Raw genomic sequence first — 16,673 nt, 5'->3', positions numbered from 1 at the left:
GCATGGCCCTGGTCGCCGCCACGGTCGCCGCCGGTAAGACACCCGTGCCGCAACTGATCGCTGGCCGGCAGACGGCGGTCCAGGGAGACACCGCGCCGATCAGCCCGAAGATGATCGATGCGCTGCGGCCGATGATGCGGCTGGTGGTGACCAATGGGACCGCCAAGGAGATCGCCGTCTGCCGGCCAGCGATCAGTTGCGGCACGGGTGTCTTACCGGCGGCGACCGTGGCGGCGACCAGGGCCATGCCGAACGGACTGGCCAGCACCTTGCCCTGGCCGAAGCCGTCCTCCGTGCGCTCGGCCAGGTCCACCGTCGGCGGCACCGAGCCTGTCACCGTGGTGATGCCGTCCACCGTGTAGTCGATGCCGATTCCGTACTCGGCGGCCGTCTGGGTCAGACCGCGGGGCGGCATCCGGCTGCTCAACTCGGCGAACGTCGTGTTGCACGAGCTGGCGAACGCGCGCGACAGGGACACCACGCCGAGATCGAAGCCGCCGTAGTTGGGGACGGTGCGGTGCCCGATGTCGAGGTGGCCCGGGCAGCCCAGCATCGAGTTGGGGGTGGCCATGTCGCGGTCGACGGCCGCACCGGCGGTGATCATCTTGAACGTCGACCCCGGGGGGAACAGGCCGTTGGTGGCGGGCAGACCGTCCGCGTCCGCCCCGCCGTTCTGGGCGATCGCGAGGATCTCGCCGGTAGACGGCTTGATCACGACGATCATCGCCTTGCCGCCCTTGTTGTCGACCGCGCGCTGGGCCGCGTTCTGGACCACCCGGTCCAACGTGAGCGACACCGACGGCGCCGGAGAACCTTGGACCTCGTGCAGCACCTCGACCTCGACGCCGTTCTGGTTGACGCTCACCACCCGCCAGCCGGCTTCGCCGTCGAGCTGATCGACGACGGCCTTCTTCACCGCCGAGATGACGGCCGGGGCGAAATGCGGGTCGGTGGGCAGCATCTCGGGCTGCGGCGTGACCACGATGCCGGGCAGCCGGCCGATCGCCGGAAACACCTTGTCGTTGTCGTCGGGGTTCAGCGTCACGCCGAGGTCCACCGGGTGGGGTACCGAGCTGGCTTGTTCGGCGAGCAGCTGCGGGTCATTGAGGGTCTCGTTGAAGGGATGCAGCACGTCGACCGCCGCGTGCGCGGTATTGAACAGGGCGGGCCCGGCCTGGGTGGCGTCCAGCGTGTAGTGGTACACGAAGCCCGGGACCAGCACGTCGCTGCCGCCGAGCTCGTTCACCGATGCGCGGTGCGGCCGATCCGCGCGCAGCGCGAACGTCTGGTGCTCACCGAGCTTGGCGTGCAGGGCGTTGGTGGTCCACCGCACCGCCCAGTGCCCCTCGTCCCGCGCCATCTTCAGCTGGCCGTCGTAGGTCCACGTCCGGTTCTTGGGCAGGTGCCAGGTGAACCGGTAACCGACGGTGCCGCTGTCCTCGGCGTACTTGGCATTGAGGATCTGCGCGTCGAGGTGGGTCGCCTGCAGGCCGGACCAGGCCGCGTTGAGCGCTTCACGGGCCTCGTTGGGGCTGTCGCTGAGCTGTGCGGCGGTCGCGGTGTCACCGATGGCCATGGCGCGGAAGAACTTTTCCGCGGCCGGGCCGGGTCCGTCGGGCCGCGGCGTGCATCCGGACAGGACGACCGCCGCGAGCAGTAGCAAACCTGAGGCGGATGAGGCCAATGTTGTTCTAGTTGCCATCGGTGCAAATGTTAAGAACTGCGGTCTGAACAGCCGCGCCGACACACCGAGACCGAGCCGTGATGTCGCGTGAGACTGCTCGGCGAGTGCCCTACTAGCCGGGCGTTCGCCGCCGAGTGCCCGGCCAGCCGGGTGATGACGGTCGAAGGCCTTGGCGCGCTAGTCGAGCAATACCGTCGCGAAGGTGCCGATCTCGGCGAAGCCCACTCGGGCGTAGGCGGCGCGCGCCACCGTGTTGAAGTCGTTGACGTAGAGGCTCGCGGTGCGCCCGGTGCCGACGATCACCGCGGCGACCGTCGCGGTGCCTGCGGTGCCCAGACCCAGGCCACGCCACTCCGGGTGCACCCACACCCCCTGGATCTGGCCCACGCCCGGGGACTGCGAACCCACCTCGGCCTTGAAGACGACCTGGCCCTGCTCGAATCGCGCCCAGGCGCGCCCGGCCGTGATCAGGCTGGCCACCCGCCGCCGGTAGCCGCGACCGCCGTCGCCGATCCGCGGATCGACGCCCACCTCGCCGATGAACATGTCGACGGCGGCCACCAGGTACGCGTCCAGCTCCTCAGGCCGAACCTGCCGCACACCGGGGTCGAGGTCGCAGCTGGGGTGGTGGGACAACGCCAGCAACGGTTGGCGGTCACGCACGTCGCGGGCCGGACCCCAGGCCGCCTCGAGCCGCTCCCACATCGGCATCACCAGGTCGGCCCTGCCCACCAGCGACGAGCAACGCCGCGTCCCGCGCATGGCCTCATCGGCGAACGCGTTCAGATCGGACGGCGCGCCGCGCAGCGGGATCAGGTTGGCGCCGGCGAAGCACAGCGATTCATCGGCGCCGTGCAGCGTCCACAGTTCGCCGCCGATCGAATTGGGTTCAATGCCATGGTCGGCCACGCGGGCCGCGACCATGCACGATGCGACGGGATCGTCGTTGAGCACCCGCCAGACGGCGGCCGCGTCGCGCACCACGGACACCCGTCGCTCACCGACAAGGCGGAACAGGGGCGGAGCCGACATATGGCGAACTCTCTGTGCTGCGAACTCTCAGACCAACCCGGGGCGCTGGCGTTAATTAGCTTACGGTGACAATAGGCGAACTGCCCGATGTTGTGCCCGGACCGTGATCGCTGTTCATCTCCGAAGCGATGCGCATTGCCTCTTCGATCAGCGTCTCGACGATCTGGGCCTCGGGCACGGTCTTGATCACTTCGCCGCGAACGAAGATCTGGCCCTTGCCATTTCCCGACGCGACGCCGAGGTCGGCCTCTCGGGCCTCCCCCGGACCGTTGACGACGCACCCCATCACCGCGACGCGCAGCGGCACGTCCAGACCGTCCAGGCCGGCGCTGACCTCGTTGGCCAGGGTGTAGACGTCAACCTGCGCACGACCGCAGGACGGGCACGACACGATCTCCAGCCCGCGCGGCCGCAAGTTCAGCGATTCCAGGATCTGGATGCCCACCTTGACTTCCTCGACCGGCGGCGCCGACAGCGACACCCGGATGGTGTCTCCGATGCCGCGCGAGAGCAGCGCACCAAAGGCGACCGCGGACTTGATAGTGCCCTGGAAGGCGGGACCGGCCTCGGTGACGCCCAGGTGCAGCGGGTAATCGCATTGCTCGGCCAGCTGCTGGTAGGCGGCGACCATCACCACCGGGTCGTTGTGCTTGACGCTGATCTTGATGTCGCCGAAACCGTGCTCCTCGAACAGCGAGGCCTCCCACAGCGCCGACTCGACCAGCGCCTCGGGGGTGGCCTTGCCGTGCTTCTCCATGAACCGCTTGTCCAGCGAGCCCGCGTTGACGCCGATCCGGATCGGGATGCCCGCCGCACCGGCGGCCTTGGCGACTTCGCCGACACGGCCGTCGAATTCCTTGATGTTGCCGGGGTTTACCCGCACTGCGGCACACCCCGCGTCGATCGCGGCGAAGATGTACTTGGGCTGGAAGTGGATGTCGGCGATCACCGGGATCTGGCTGTGCCGGGCGATCTCGGCCAGCGCGTCGGCGTCCTCCTGGCGCGGGCAGGCCACCCGGACGATGTCGCAGCCGGCCGCGGTCAACTCGGCGATCTGCTGCAGCGTCGAGTTGACGTCATGTGTCTTGGTGGTGCACATCGATTGCACCGAGATCGGATGGTCGCTGCCGACCCCGACGTCGCGGACCATCAGTTGGCGCGTGGCACGCCGGGGCGCAAGCGTGGGCGCCGGAGTCTGCGGCATACCCAGGCCAATGGTCATTTGCGCTGATCCTTCGGTTTCGTCACTGGAAGAGCCTGATCGGGTTGACCAGATCGGCGGTCACGGTCAGCAGCATGTAGCCGACCACGAACACCAGCACCACGTATGTCGCGGGCATGAGCTTGAGGTAGTTCACCGGGGCGGCCGCCACCATGCCCCGGGCCGAGCGGATCACGTTGCGGATCTTCTCGAACACCGCGATGGCGATGTGACCGCCGTCGAAAGGCAACAGTGGCACCAGGTTGATCGCACCCAGGATGAGGTTCAGCTGGGCCAGGAAGAACCAGAACGCCACCCACAACCCGTGGTCGACCGTGTCGCCGCCGATGATGCTGGCCCCGACCACGCTCATCGGCGTCTGCGGGTCGCGCTGGCCGCCGCCGATGGCGTGCACCAGGGCACCGACCTTCGTCGGGATGGCGACCAGCGCCTTGCCCACCTCGCCGGTCAGGTCACCGGCGAAGGCCACGGTGGCCGGGATCGCGGTAAACACCCCGTAGTGCGTGGGCGCGACCTTGACTGCCCCGACGCCGATGGCGCCGACCGTGGCGGCTTGCGGCTGTTCGCCCTGCTTGGCCAGGTAGCGCTGAGTGGGGGTGACATCGACGTAGGTGGTGATGGTGGTGCCGTTGCGCTCGGCGACGATCGGCACGTTGCCGTGCACCTTGCGGATGGCGGCGGCCATGTCCTCGAAGGTCGACACCGGGGTGTCACCCACCTTGACGATGATGTCGCCGGCGCGGATGCCGGCGAGCGCCGCGGGCCCGGGCCCGGTGCAGTCGGCAATCTTGCCCGGAGCCACTTCCGGTGCCACGCAAGCGGTTTCGCCGACGACGGCCCGGGTCGGCGGATGCAGGTTCGGCAGGCCCCAGATCAGTGCGATGCCGTAGAGCAGCACCAGGCAGATGATGAAGTTCGCGGCGGGGCCGGCGAACAGCACCGCGACCCGCTTCCAGACCGCCTGCTTGAACATGGCGCGGTCGGTCTCGTCGGGGGCCAGCTCCTCCACCGAGGTCATACCAGCGATGTCGCAGAAGCCGCCCAGCGGGACGGCTTTGAGGCCGTACTCGGTTTCGCCGCGCCGGGTCGACCAGAGCGTGGGGCCGAAACCGACGAAGTAGCGGCGCACCTTCATGCCGGTCGCGCGCGCAACCCACATGTGCCCGCACTCGTGCAGGGCCACCGAGATCAGGATGGCCAGTGCGAACAGCACAATGCCGATAACGAACATCATCAGGCTGAGAGGACCTTTCTCACACCACTCCGGAAGTTTTTGCCGACACCCTGGCGGGCTGTGCTCGCGCGATTGCGGACCGCGCCCGCTCACGTGCCCAGCGCTGGGCGTCTAGTACCTCATCCACGTTAGCGGGTAAAACGGCCCATTGGTCGGCGGCGTGCAGCACGTCGGCGATGGTTTCGACGATCGCGGGGAACCTGACCCGGCCTGCCAGGAAAGCTTCCGCCGCCTCCTCGTTGGCCGCGTTGTAGACCGCGGTCATGCAGCCGCCGGTGCGCCCGGCGTGCCGGGCCAACTGGACCGCCGGGAAGACGGCGTCGTCCAGCGGCTCGAATTCCCAGCTAGACGCGGTGCTGAAGTCACAGCTGGCGGCCGCCCCGGGTACCCGCTGCGGCCAGCCCAGGGCCAGCGAGATGGGCAGCTTCATGTCCGGCGGGCTGGCCTGGGCGAGGGTCGAGCCGTCCACGAAGGTGACCATCGAATGAACAATCGACTGCGGGTGCACGACCACCTCGATGCGGTCGTAGGGGATGCCGAACAGCAGGTGGGTCTCGATGAGCTCCAGCCCCTTGTTGACCAGCGAGGCGGAGTTCAGCGTGTTCATCGGGCCCATCGACCACGTCGGGTGGGCGCCGGCCTGCTCGGGGGTGACGTCCTCGAGTTGGGCTTTCGTCCAGCCGCGGAACGGGCCGCCGGAAGCGGTCAGCACCAGCCTGGCAACTTCGTCGGGGGCTCCACCGCGCAGGCACTGGGCCAGCGCGGAATGTTCGGAGTCGACCGGCACGATCTGCCCGGGTCGCGCCGCTTTGAGAACCAGCGGACCGCCGGCGATCAATGATTCCTTGTTGGCCAGCGCGAGCCGGGCACCCGACTGCAGCGCGGCCAGCGTCGGCCGCAGACCCAGCGCCCCCACCAGCGCGTTGAGCACGACGTCGGCCTCGGTCTCCTCGACCAGTCGGGTGGCCGCTTCGGGTCCGTGAAAGGGGATGTCACCGGCCCGCTGGGCCGCGCGCTCGTCGGCGACCGCGATGTTGGTCACACCGGTTTCGGCGCGCTGCCGCAACAGCGTGTCCAGGTTGGCGCCTCCCGCCGCCAGACCGACCACCTCGAACCGGTCCGGGTTCGCCGCGATGACGTCCAGCGCCTGAGTGCCGATGGAGCCGGTGCTGCCCAGCACCAGCACGCGCAGCCGGTCTGGCGTTGCCCCGTCGGTCGTCGGGTTGGTCACCCATTCATTGTGCCGCCCGGCACCCACGCAGGCCATCGGCGCGGCCACGTGGCAGCCACGCCCCGCAGGCCCTGGCGGTGGGTGTGCCAGAATTTGGGTTGGACAAGCCAATCCGATCCGAAGGGGATTTCGCCGTGGCCAGTACCGAGGTGGAGCACTTCACCGGCGTCGACACCGTCGAGGTGCCGTCGGCAGCGTGGGGTTGGAGCAGGATCAACCACCGGACCTGGCACATTACCGGCCTGATCGGCTTCGGATTCCTGCTGGCGATGCTGCGCGGCAACCACGTCGGCCACATCGAGAACTGGTTTTTGATCGGGTTCGCGGCGCTGATCCTCGTCTTCCTGATCCGCGACCTGTGGGGCCGCCGCCGCGGCTGGATCAGGTAGCCGTCACCCCTAGCGTTGCGCCCGGCGATGCCTGGCACCGCCGATCAAGACGATCGCTAACGCGACGACGGCCGCCACCCACGGCCATATCCCGTGTTGGTGCACCCAGCCGGCCACCGAGCCCTGCAGCCGCCCGGCCGCGGTGATCACCGCGTCCCGCGGGTTCCCGTTCGGGCCGAACAGGCGCACCTCGTAGCTGCCGTAGTAGGCGACATACAACCCGACCAGCACCAGCAGCGCGCCACCGATCCGGTTCACCAACGGCAGGATGCGCCGCAGCCGGTCCACCACCGCTGAACTTGCCGTCGCCGCGGCGACCGCGAGCACCCCGACGACCAAGGTCAGCCCCGCACTGTAGGCGAGGTAGATGGCCAGCCCCGAGACGATCGACCCACCGCGCAGACCGGCGGCGGTGACGGCCAGGAACGGCCCGATGGTGCACGACAACGAAGCGATCGCGTAGCTGATGCCATATCCGTACATGGAGCCCAGCCGCACCGTAGGAGCCCAACGCGGGCCCACCGGCCGCGGAGTCAGGGCCGACAGCTCTCGGCCGGAGAGCAGCCAAACCCCGAGCGCTATCAGCACCACGCCGATGACCACGGTGGCGTACGGCAGATACCGCTGCACGGTGGTGGCCGCCGATACGGTCAGCGCGCCGAACACGCCGAACACCGTCAGGAAGCCGAGCGCCATCCCGGCGGTGGCCACCAACGCCCGCGCGGCCGCGGTCAGCCTCGCCGACGCCTGCGGGCCGGCTTGCTGCCCGCGCACCACCAGCAGCAGGTAGGCCGGCAGCATGGCAAACCCACAGGGGTTCAGCGCGGCCACCAATCCGGCGGCGAACGCCAAGCCGACCAGACCCTGGTCCACGACAATCAGGACCTCAGGGCCGACACGCGGTCGGCGAGCTCCTGCTGCGACATCGCCGAGGTCGGGTTGTTGACGAACGTCGAGCTGCCGTCGGCCCGGTAGAACACGTAGGCCGGTTGCCAGGGAACGTTGTAGCGCGCCCAGAGGGACCCGTCAGCGTCGTTGAGATTGGTGAAATTCAGGCCGTATTTGGACACGAAGGTCTGTTCCGCGCCGACATCCGAGTGCCCGGCGATACCGACGAAGGTGACACCGGGATTGGCCGCCGCGACCTGGTTGACACCGGGGGCCTCTGCGTTGCAGAACGGGCAGAACGGCGCCCAGAACCACAGCACGGCGGGCTTGCCCTGCAAACTGGCGCCGTTGAACGGAGCACCGCTCAGGGTCGTCCCGGTGAATTGCAGCCGGTCGTCAGCGGCCACCGCGCGTGGCGCGCTGACGCCAAGTATCACCGTGATGGCGATCAGCACCGTGGCCCATACTTTGCACAGCGCCGACAAGCGGATAGTCATTGCACACCTCATTTGCTGGAGTTATGCCTTACTCGACGGAACAGCTGTGCCTGCGGTTCATCAGCCGGGTCGAGCTTCGGCGGCCAGCTGTCCGCACGCGGCGCTGATCTCGCGGCCGCGGGTGTCGCGCACCGTGCACGAAACCCCTTTGTCGCGGACCCGCCTGACGAACTCCCGCTCGACCGCCTTGGGGCTGGCGTCCCACTCACTTCCGGGGGTCGGGTTGAGCGGAATCAGGTTGACGTGCACCAAGGGTCCCAGCGCGCGATGCAGCCGCTGCCCCAAAAGGTCTGCGCGCCAAGGCTGATCGTTGACGTCACGAATCAACGCGTACTCCACCGATACCCGCCGGCCGGTGACGTCGGCGTAATAGCGCGCGGCGTCGAGGGCCTCGGTGATCTTCCACCGGTTGTTGACCGGCACCAGCGTGTCGCGCAGTTCATCGTCGGGCGCGTGCAACGACAGCGCCAACGTCACACCCAGCCGTTCGTCGGCGAGTTTGCGGATGGCGGGGGCCAGGCCCACTGTGGACACCGTCACCGAGCGGGCCGAGATGCCGAAACCGTGTGGCGGCGCGGCGATGATGCGCCGCACCGCAGCGACCACGCGGGCGTAGTTGGCCAGCGGCTCCCCCATGCCCATGAACACCACGTTGGACAGCCGGTCCCCGAAGTCGTCGCGCAGCGCCGCGGCGGCGGCGCGCACCTGCTCGAGGATCTCGGCGGTGGAAAGGTTGCGGCTCAACCCGCCCTGGCCGGTCGCGCAGAACGGACACGCCATGCCGCAGCCGGCCTGCGACGAGATGCACACCGTGTTGCGCTGCGGATAACGCATCAGCACCGATTCGACGGTGACCCCATCGAGCGCCCGCCACAACGTCTTTCGCGTCTGGCCGGCATCGCAGGTCACCTCGGAGGCGACACTGAGCAGGATCGGGAACATCGTCTCGGCGATGGTGTCGCGCAATCCGGCCGGAAGATCGGTCATCTGTCGCGGATCGGCGATCAGCCGGCCGTAGTACTGATGCGCCAGCTGCTTGGCGCGAAACGCCGGCAAGCCCAGCTCTGCGACGGCCGACGCACGGCCGTCCTCGTCGAGATCGGCAAGGTGGCGCGGCGGCTTGCCGGGGCGTGGCTCGGAGAAAACCAATTGTTGGACCATGACCTGTCCAGTATCGGTCACGTTCGGGCCAGGCTAGGGAACGAGTGTCAGCACCGTCCAGGCGGCGACCGCCGACGGCAGTACACCGTCAAGCCGATCCATCAGTCCGCCATGGCCGGGTAGCAGCCGGCCCATGTCCTTGATGCCCAGGTCGCGCTTGACCTGCGACTCCACCAGATCGCCGAGCGTGCTGGTCAGCACCAGCAGGACACCCAGCAACGCGCCGATCCACCACGGTTTACCGGCCAAGAAGGTCGCCGTCAGCGTCGCTGCTGTGATTCCGAACACCAGGGAACCTGCGAATCCCTCCCAGGACTTCTTGGGGCTGATCGCCGGAACCATCGGGTGCTTGCCGAGCAGCGCCCCCACGGCGTATCCGCCGGTGTCGGAGGCGACGACGGTGATCATCAGGCAGAACACCCGCCCGGCGCCGTCGTGCGGGTAGACCAGCAGCACGCCGAAGGACGCGAACAGCGGCACCCACGCGGCCAGGAACACCGTGGCCGAGGCGTCCCGGAGATAGTTCGCCGACGGCGAGCCGGCGAACGGCTCGGGCCGTTTGCTGTTGTCCTGCATGAACAGCCGCCACACATTGCAGACCACCACGGTGACGCCGAAGCCGGCCAGTGCACCCGCGGCGTGGTACGGCCAGGTCAGCCAGACGGTGAGCTGACCCCCGGCCAGCAGCGGGATTACCGGTATGAGGTATCCGGCTTCGCGCAACCGCCGAACCACTTCGTGGGTGGCCACCACGATGGCCAGGGCGACGATGGGAACCCAGAAGCGCGGCGCGAAGACCAGCGTCACGACTAGAACGCCGCCGATTCCGGCCCCTACCGCGATCGCGGCGCGCAGGTCGCGTCCGGCCCGCGACGTCTTCCTGGCCGGCTCCTCGATCGTCTTCTTGGCGGCGCGCGCCGGATCGTCGGGCGGTTTGCCTGCGCCGGGATCTGAGGTTGCCACTGGCTTGATGAACTTGGCTGCTGAGTGGTCGCTAGACCTCCAGCAGTTCGCCTTCTTTGTGCTTGACCAGCTCTTCGATCTGAGTGACGTACTGGTGGGTGGTTTTGTCCAGGTCCTTTTCGGCCCGGCCGACCTCATCCTCGCCGGCCTCGCCGTCCTTACGGATGCGGTGCAGCTCCTCCATCGCCTTGCGGCGGATGTTGCGGACCGAGACCTTGGCGTCCTCGCCCTTGCCCTTGGCCTGCTTGACCAATTCCCGGCGGCGTTCCTCGGTCAGTTGCGGCACCGCCACGCGGATCAGGGTGCCGTCGTTAGTGGGGTTGACGCCCAGGTCGGAGTTGCGGATCGCCGTCTCGATCGCGCCCACCTGACTGGCTTCGTAGGGCTTGATCACGACAAGGCGCGCTTCGGGCACGTTGATGCTGGCCAGTTGGGTGATAGGGGTGGCCGTGCCGTAGTAGTCGATCACGATCCGGGAGAACATGCCGGGGTTGGCACGCCCGGTTCGGATGGTCGACAAGTCGTCGCGGGCAACCGCGACGGCCTTCTCCATTTTCTCTTCCGCGTCGAAGAGAGCCTCGTCAATCATTTGCGCCGTCCTCCTCAGGTGGTGACCAGCGTCCCGATCTTCTCACCAGCGACCGCCCGGGCGATATTGCCATTGGTCAGCAGGTTGAACACCAGGATCGGCATGCCATTGTCCATGCACAGGCTGAACGCCGTGGCATCGGCCACTCGTAGCCCACGGTCGATGACCTCGCGGTGACTGATCGCTGCGATCAACTCGGCGTCGGGATGGTGCCGCGGATCCGCGGAGAACACACCGTCGACGGCCTTGGCCATCAAAACCACCTCGGCGCCGATCTCCAGGGCACGCTGCGCGGCGGTGGTGTCGGTGGAGAAGTAGGGCAGCCCCATGCCGGCACCGAAAATCACCACCCGCCCTTTTTCCAAGTGGCGTACCGCTCGTAACGGTAGGTAGGGCTCGGCGACCTGTCCCATGGTGATCGCGGTCTGGACCCGGGTGACAATGCCTTCCTTCTCCAGGAAGTCTTGCAGCGCCAGGCTATTCATGACGGTGCCCAGCATGCCCATGTAGTCAGAACGCGTGCGTTCCATGCCGCGCTGCTGAAGCTGCGCTCCCCGAAAGAAGTTGCCGCCGCCGATCACCACGGCGACCTGGACGCCGCCGCGGACCACCTCGGCGATCTGTCGCGCCACTCGCGCCACGACATCGGGATCGAGCCCGACCTGGCCGCCACCGAACATCTCGCCGCCGAGCTTGAGCAGCACTCGCGAATACTTGGCCCGAGCCAGCGACTGGTCCGAGTGCAGTCCGTCTTCCGGCGCGGATGCCGAAACGCCGTTGCTGGTGTTTGCCGCCTCCGGCCTCCGAGCCGCCGAATCGGCGACTTGGGGCTCCCTGGGCTCCGTCATCAGACTCCTCGCATGAGAGTGCCATCCCGGACGACCTCGTCCGGAACGGCATTTCACATCCTGCCTCATCGCAGCACAATGCGGCGTCGGCGGGGTGCATTATGCGCATAGTTGGCGCGCCGAGCCAATTTTCGAGCCTCGCCGTCCCGGAATAGGCCGACACTTCAGCGGTTTCTCGGGGCGCGTTTGAGCGCGCAGCGGCATGGGAATCCGGCACAACGCGGTGGAATACGCGGTCTTAAGCAATAAGGACCGGGCCTCGCCGTATGCAGGGATTCGCTCGCAGTCGAGTGGGCCCGCTCAAAGTACGCCAACGAGGAGGAACACTTCCATGGCTGAAGAAAACAAGTCAGGACCTGCCGAAGCTGTGAAGGGCGTCGTCGAGGACGCCAAAGGAAAGGCCAAGGAGGCCGTGGGCGCGGTGGCCGGTCGCGATGACCTGACCCGTGAGGGGCAGGCTCAGCAAGACAAGGCCGAGGCGCAGCGCGACGCAGCGAAGAAGGAAGCCGAAGCCGAGTCCGCGCGCGGCGGTGCCAAGGCCGCTGAAGAGCGCCAGAAGTCGAACCAGTAGCACGCCTTAAAGCATGGGTCCGGTCCGTGAAAACGGGCCGGGCCCATTGCCTTTCTCGCGGTCGAGCCGACTGGTGCACCGCTTGGAGTGTGCATAGTTTTCAGCTGGGCGGGTATTCGAACGTAGCGCTGTAAGACATCTCCGGCGAGGTGCCTATGGACCGGGGGGGAACCGGGACGTCACAAGGGTTGGAGATGTCGTTGAACGTGCTGATGCTTACCGATGAGGACGATTTCGAATCTGTCCTACCGGATCTCGCCACGTTTGCCGAACCGATGCGCCGCGTCACGCTGAGCGCCCACGCCAACAGGCAGGACGACTCAGCCGACGTAGCGATCATCGACGCGCGCAGCAACGTGACGGCAGCTCAGGCGCTCAGCCACCGTCTGACGACCGACCATCCCGGCACTGCCGTGGTGGCCCTGGTCGCACCGGCGGATTGCGCGGCGGTCGGCGTCGATTGCAATTTCGACGACGTGATGTTGCCCGGCACCGGCGCCGAAGAGTTGTATGCGCGGCTGCGACTGGCAATCGGCCGGCGACGTAGCGTAGTCGAAGGCACGCTGAAATTCGGGGAGCTGCTGCTGCACCCGGCAAGTTTCACGGCGTCACTGGACGGACATGAGCTGAGCCTGACAGTCACCGAGTTCAGATTGCTGAATTTCCTTGTGCGACATGCCGGTCAGGCGTTCACCCGGACCCGGCTGATGCAAGAGGCATGGGGCCATGACAGTAGCGGCAAGAGGCGTACCGTCGACGTCCACATCCGGCGGCTGCGTGCCAAGCTCGGCACCCGGTACCAGTTCATGGTCGACACCGTCCGGGGTGTCGGTTACCGCGCGCCCACGCCACCGCAACCGGAGTGGCGCGTCGAGGAGTCGACGCTGACCCCGATCTGGACCTCGGCCACAGCGCCCGCGCCGGGTCCGATGAACCCGGAAGCGTCTAAATCCTAATCACCCTGAGCGCAATACTTTTGATGCCCGGTCAGCCAAAGAGCGGGAACGCGCGCTTGCGCGCCAGCGCATCCATTCCTTCCTGGATGGCATCTTGCACCTCGTGGTACTTGCGGTCGACGTATTGGTCGTCTTCCGCTCGTGCGGGATCGTTGTCGAGTTCAACGGCGGGCATGAACCGCGTTCTGATCTTGGCCGGTAGCGGCAGCTGTGGCAGCGCCGCCGGTGCGATGCCCCACGGCAACGAGACCGCCAGCGGGAATACCTTGAGCCGCAGGATGCGGTCCAGCCGAAGGGCTTTCGACAGCCGGTCGCCGCGGATCAGCACCGGCATCGCGTCGGCGCCGCCGACGGTGGCGATAGGCACGATCGGTACCCCAGCCCGAATCGCCATCTTGACGAAGCCGGTCCGTCCGGCCAAGTTCGCCTGATCGCGCTCGGTCCACGGGCGCAGCGAGTCCACCTCGCCACCGGGCCACAGCGCCACGTCGCGCCCTTCCGCCAATGCGGTGGCGATCGCGTCGGGGGCCGCGGGCAGTACGCCCATCGATCGGAAATAGCGCCCGAACAAGGGAATTGCCATCAACGCGTCATGAGCCGTGCCATGCAGGGCACGGGCCTGTCCGAACCGCCGCCACCATTGCAGACCGACGGTCCAGGCGTCCCAGACGAATGGCGCTCCGGAGTGAATCCCGATCAGTAGTGCCGGTGGGGACTCTGGAATGTTTTCCCACCCGTCGATCTCCATGCGAAACCAATAGTCCACCAGCACATTCCACAGATATTTCTGGCGCTGCAGGGTGGTTTCGTCCTGGCCGGACAGGTCCCAGTTGGCGGCGCGCTCGGCCACCCAGCCGCTCAGCCCGCCGCTGTGATCGCTGCGTCGTTCTTCCATTGCCGCGCGAGCTTCTTTGGCATGCCGCTGCGCTTGAGCGCGCACCCGCGCCGGTCTGTGATCCAGGTTACTCATGGCTTGTCGGATACCCGATTCGGCCGCGCGCGATTCCCCTAACCGCAAATCTCCCCGCGCCACGTACCTGGCGCGGGGAGATTGACGAGCCGGTTTAGGTGTGCGCCGGAGCAGGCGGAGCACCCGGTGCCGGCGCCGCCGGAGCAGGCGGAGCGCCCGGTGCCGGGCTGTTCGGCGCGCCAGGCGCCGCGCCACCCTCGACGTTTGACGTCCAGATCAGCACGTCTTGGTTTCCGTCGTTGTAAACGACGCCGTTCGGGGGCGCGCCGGTCACGTCGAAGTACAGCGTGCCGGTCGACTCGTTACCCTGCGCGATCGGTGCCGGGTTCAACCCGTTGGGCGCGCCGACCTTGTCGATCACCCGGTAGTTCTGGCCGTTGGGCCCCCGGGCGATGAAGTCATTGACCATCGGGGTGACGAGCCCGCCGTCCGACCTGGCGGTGATATCCGCCTGGTAGAGCGTCCCTTTAGGCGTGTAGCCGGGGATGGTGACATTGCTGGGTTGCAGGTTGCTCACCGTGTAGTTGGTGATGAGCGCCCCGTCCACAAGCTGTTCGCTGGTACCGAAGCCCTGGATGTTGGGCGCGGCAGAAGCGGGCGTCACCCCCAAAACACCTGCCACCGCTATACCACCGGCAGCGGCAGCTGTCGCAGCGATCTTAGTGACCTTCATTGTTCGTTCCTTTCGTTTAGAACAATTGCCCCCCGGAAGGGCAGACACATATACGCAGCAAATAGCCATGCGGCCTCCGCCTTAAACATTTACACCCACGCTTCCGCGTATAACCGCCAGTTAACTGCCGTAAAAGAGTTGCATTCAGGGACAGCGCCTTTCGTATCAGGTGTTAACACCTGCACCACCACTCACACGGGGGCCGCCGCGATTAGGCCGTGGCGCGGCGGGTAAACGGTGCGCTGAGGCCTTCACCTGGCAATCGGCCGCCGGGGTGGGCAAGCCGAGACAGTCGCGAAGGGGGCAGTCAGGTGCAACGCGGAAACTCTAAGCACAGTTCACGCGAGGACGACGCGCTCAAAGAAGAATTGGAAGGCACGGTTCGCGGCAACCGATCCAGCCGCAGCGAGGAATGGCGTGATCCGGAACCGCCCACCGACGACGACCCGGACGTTGCGACCGCCGGCCCACGGCCGCGTGAATCATAAGCGGTTGATTCGGCTGGTTTGCTGGACTTATCGCCGATTGTGGATCCAGAACTACTTTTGAACCAGTAAAGGAAAACTCATGGGCTTTGTGGCGCAACAACAATCCGTTCCCGGCGTGCAGTCGCAGATGGACCCGATTCCTGACTGCGGTGAGAACAGTTACCAGGGCTCGGGAAAGCTGGTGGGCAAAAAAGCCATCATCACCGGCGGCGACAGCGGGATCGGGCGTGCCGTCGCCATCGCGTTCGCACGCGAGGGCGCTGACGTGTTGATCGCGTACCTCAACGAGGATGACGACGCTCGCGATGTTGCCCGCTACGTCACCGATGCCGGTCGCAAATGCGTGCTGGTCCCCGGTGATCTGTCCGATGCTGCGCACTGTCGAGCGGTCGTGGACCGCGCCGTGCAGGAACTGGGCGGCGTCGACATTCTGGTCAACAACTCCGCCTATCAGATGATGCGCAAAAGCCTCGAGGAGATCAGCGACGAGGAGTGGGAGTACACCTTCCGACTCAACATCGGTGCATATTTCTACCTCGCAAAGGCCGCCGTCCCGCACATGGGCCCCGGTTCGTCGATCATCGGTAGCTCGTCGGTCAATTCCGATACGCCCAATCCCACCTTGGCACCCTATGCCGCGACCAAGGCGGCCATTGCCAATTTCTCGGCCAGCCTGGCACAGCTGTTGGGCGACAAAGGAATTCGAGTCAACAGTGTGGCGCCCGGACCGATATGGACGCCTTTGATCCCGTCGACCATGCCACCGGACAGCGTGGAATCCTTCGGCGACAACGTACCGCTGGGGCGGGCCGGCCAGCCCGCCGAACTCGCTGCGATCTATGTGCTGCTGGCCTCCGACGACGCCAGCTACATCTCCGGGGCACGCGTCGCGGTGACCGGTGGACGGCCGATTCTCTAACGGATTCTCTAACGAAAGGCGTTACACGGCAGCGGGTTCTGCTGCCGCCCTCACGGACACCGGTTTCTGGCCGCCGTCACGAACCGCGGTTTTCACCCAACTCGTCGACTATCGGGTTCTGTGCGGGGATTTCTTTCGCGCTTTCGGCCCGGCCGGGCTGGGTGTGCGTGCGACGCGCCGCGGCCGTGTCACTGTCGGCAACGTCACGATCGTCGGCGATGGTGACCGAGGCCGTTACCTGAGCGGCATTTGCGTAGGTCTCCGGCGGAACGGCGCGCAACGCACGGATCGTTTCGCCGTCGCAGCCGTTACGCTCGGCGGCGCTGAGCAGGTCCTGTCTGTTCGCCGGAAAGTCCAC

At 66.8% G+C, this 16,673-nt stretch carries 19 protein-coding genes; 5 read left to right on the top strand and 14 right to left on the bottom strand.

Annotation, left to right across the window (positions count from 1 at the left end):
* The 5 genes from A5625_RS26730 to dxr all read right to left on the bottom strand — a co-directional run.
* The coding region (locus A5625_RS26730; RefSeq protein ID WP_369830054.1) for an NTF2-like N-terminal transpeptidase domain-containing protein at positions 1 to 1,702 on the bottom strand (1,702 nt) is incomplete at its 3' end.
* A 159-nt stretch (positions 1,703 to 1,861) separates the two neighbouring features.
* Positions 1,862 to 2,716, bottom strand: coding sequence for a GNAT family N-acetyltransferase (locus A5625_RS26725; protein WP_067001541.1), 855 nt, complete (start codon positions 2,714 to 2,716; stop codon positions 1,862 to 1,864).
* 55 nt (positions 2,717 to 2,771) lie between these two features.
* Positions 2,772 to 3,938: a flavodoxin-dependent (E)-4-hydroxy-3-methylbut-2-enyl-diphosphate synthase gene (gene ispG, locus A5625_RS26720; RefSeq protein ID WP_067001538.1), complete on the bottom strand. Its 1,167-nt coding sequence runs from the start codon at positions 3,936 to 3,938 to the stop codon at positions 2,772 to 2,774.
* 22 nt (positions 3,939 to 3,960) lie between these two features.
* Positions 3,961 to 5,172 carry an RIP metalloprotease gene (locus A5625_RS26715; RefSeq protein ID WP_067001535.1) on the bottom strand — a complete coding sequence of 404 codons (1,212 nt, stop codon included), beginning with the start codon at positions 5,170 to 5,172 and terminating at the stop codon, positions 3,961 to 3,963.
* Positions 5,173 to 5,191: 19 nt separating this feature from the next.
* Positions 5,192 to 6,403 carry a 1-deoxy-D-xylulose-5-phosphate reductoisomerase gene (gene dxr, locus A5625_RS26710; RefSeq protein ID WP_197516245.1) on the bottom strand — a complete coding sequence of 404 codons (1,212 nt, stop codon included), beginning with the start codon at positions 6,401 to 6,403 and terminating at the stop codon, positions 5,192 to 5,194.
* 134 nt (positions 6,404 to 6,537) lie between these two features.
* Between dxr and A5625_RS26705 the strand changes: the two genes are divergently transcribed.
* The gene (locus A5625_RS26705; RefSeq protein WP_067001532.1) at positions 6,538 to 6,792 is read left to right on the top strand and encodes a DUF2631 domain-containing protein; all 255 of its coding nucleotides are present in this window, start codon (positions 6,538 to 6,540) and stop codon (positions 6,790 to 6,792) included.
* A gap of 9 nt (positions 6,793 to 6,801) precedes the next feature.
* Here the strand turns inward: A5625_RS26705 and A5625_RS26700 are convergent, their stop codons facing one another.
* From A5625_RS26700 to pyrH, 6 genes are read right to left on the bottom strand one after another with little or no spacing between them, the layout of a single operon-like run.
* Positions 6,802 to 7,665, bottom strand: a complete 864-nt coding sequence (locus A5625_RS26700) for a cytochrome c biogenesis CcdA family protein (protein ID WP_067001529.1) — start codon at positions 7,663 to 7,665, stop codon at positions 6,802 to 6,804.
* Between the two features lie 5 nt (positions 7,666 to 7,670).
* Complete coding sequence (locus tag A5625_RS26695) at positions 7,671 to 8,177, bottom strand: protein disulfide oxidoreductase (protein ID WP_067001526.1); 507 nt, start codon at positions 8,175 to 8,177, stop codon at positions 7,671 to 7,673.
* Positions 8,178 to 8,237: 60 nt separating this feature from the next.
* Positions 8,238 to 9,338 carry a 23S rRNA (adenine(2503)-C(2))-methyltransferase RlmN gene (gene rlmN / locus A5625_RS26690; RefSeq protein WP_067001522.1) on the bottom strand — a complete coding sequence of 367 codons (1,101 nt, stop codon included), beginning with the start codon at positions 9,336 to 9,338 and terminating at the stop codon, positions 8,238 to 8,240.
* A gap of 33 nt (positions 9,339 to 9,371) precedes the next feature.
* Complete coding sequence (locus tag A5625_RS26685; protein ID WP_067001520.1) at positions 9,372 to 10,301, bottom strand: phosphatidate cytidylyltransferase; 930 nt, start codon at positions 10,299 to 10,301, stop codon at positions 9,372 to 9,374.
* A gap of 31 nt (positions 10,302 to 10,332) precedes the next feature.
* Complete coding sequence (gene frr / locus A5625_RS26680) at positions 10,333 to 10,890, bottom strand: ribosome recycling factor (protein WP_067001516.1); 558 nt, start codon at positions 10,888 to 10,890, stop codon at positions 10,333 to 10,335.
* A gap of 14 nt (positions 10,891 to 10,904) precedes the next feature.
* The gene (pyrH, locus tag A5625_RS26675) at positions 10,905 to 11,738 is read right to left on the bottom strand and encodes a UMP kinase (protein WP_067001513.1); all 834 of its coding nucleotides are present in this window, start codon (positions 11,736 to 11,738) and stop codon (positions 10,905 to 10,907) included.
* 331 nt (positions 11,739 to 12,069) lie between these two features.
* On the opposite strand from pyrH, the gene A5625_RS26670 reads away from it, so the two are divergent.
* Both A5625_RS26670 and A5625_RS26665 read left to right on the top strand, forming a co-directional pair.
* The gene (locus A5625_RS26670) at positions 12,070 to 12,309 is read left to right on the top strand and encodes a general stress protein CsbD (RefSeq protein WP_067001510.1); all 240 of its coding nucleotides are present in this window, start codon (positions 12,070 to 12,072) and stop codon (positions 12,307 to 12,309) included.
* A 194-nt stretch (positions 12,310 to 12,503) separates the two neighbouring features.
* Positions 12,504 to 13,265: a response regulator transcription factor gene (locus A5625_RS26665; protein WP_067001555.1), complete on the top strand. Its 762-nt coding sequence runs from the start codon at positions 12,504 to 12,506 to the stop codon at positions 13,263 to 13,265.
* 31 nt (positions 13,266 to 13,296) lie between these two features.
* Here A5625_RS26665 and A5625_RS26660 read toward each other — a convergent pair whose 3' ends face one another.
* Both A5625_RS26660 and A5625_RS26655 read right to left on the bottom strand, forming a co-directional pair.
* The gene (locus A5625_RS26660) at positions 13,297 to 14,235 is read right to left on the bottom strand and encodes a lysophospholipid acyltransferase family protein (RefSeq protein ID WP_067001507.1); all 939 of its coding nucleotides are present in this window, start codon (positions 14,233 to 14,235) and stop codon (positions 13,297 to 13,299) included.
* Positions 14,236 to 14,329: 94 nt separating this feature from the next.
* Positions 14,330 to 14,908, bottom strand: coding sequence for an MPT63 family protein (locus A5625_RS26655; protein WP_067001504.1), 579 nt, complete (start codon positions 14,906 to 14,908; stop codon positions 14,330 to 14,332).
* 311 nt (positions 14,909 to 15,219) lie between these two features.
* On the opposite strand from A5625_RS26655, the gene A5625_RS29750 reads away from it, so the two are divergent.
* Positions 15,220 to 15,396 carry a hypothetical protein gene (locus tag A5625_RS29750; RefSeq protein ID WP_197516244.1) on the top strand — a complete coding sequence of 59 codons (177 nt, stop codon included), beginning with the start codon at positions 15,220 to 15,222 and terminating at the stop codon, positions 15,394 to 15,396.
* 79 nt (positions 15,397 to 15,475) lie between these two features.
* Entirely contained in the window at positions 15,476 to 16,315 is an 840-nt protein-coding gene (locus A5625_RS26650; RefSeq protein ID WP_067001500.1) for an SDR family oxidoreductase, read from the top strand.
* Positions 16,316 to 16,391: 76 nt separating this feature from the next.
* On the opposite strand, the gene A5625_RS26645 is transcribed toward A5625_RS26650, so the two are convergent.
* Complete coding sequence (locus tag A5625_RS26645; RefSeq protein WP_197516243.1) at positions 16,392 to 16,673, bottom strand: DUF2795 domain-containing protein; 282 nt, start codon at positions 16,671 to 16,673, stop codon at positions 16,392 to 16,394.

The organism is Mycobacterium sp. 1465703.0 (assembly GCF_001672975.1).
Lineage (GTDB): Bacteria > Actinomycetota > Actinomycetes > Mycobacteriales > Mycobacteriaceae > Mycobacterium.
Note: the sequence above shows the minus strand (reverse complement) of the source record. Positions and strands in the feature narration are given on the sequence as shown.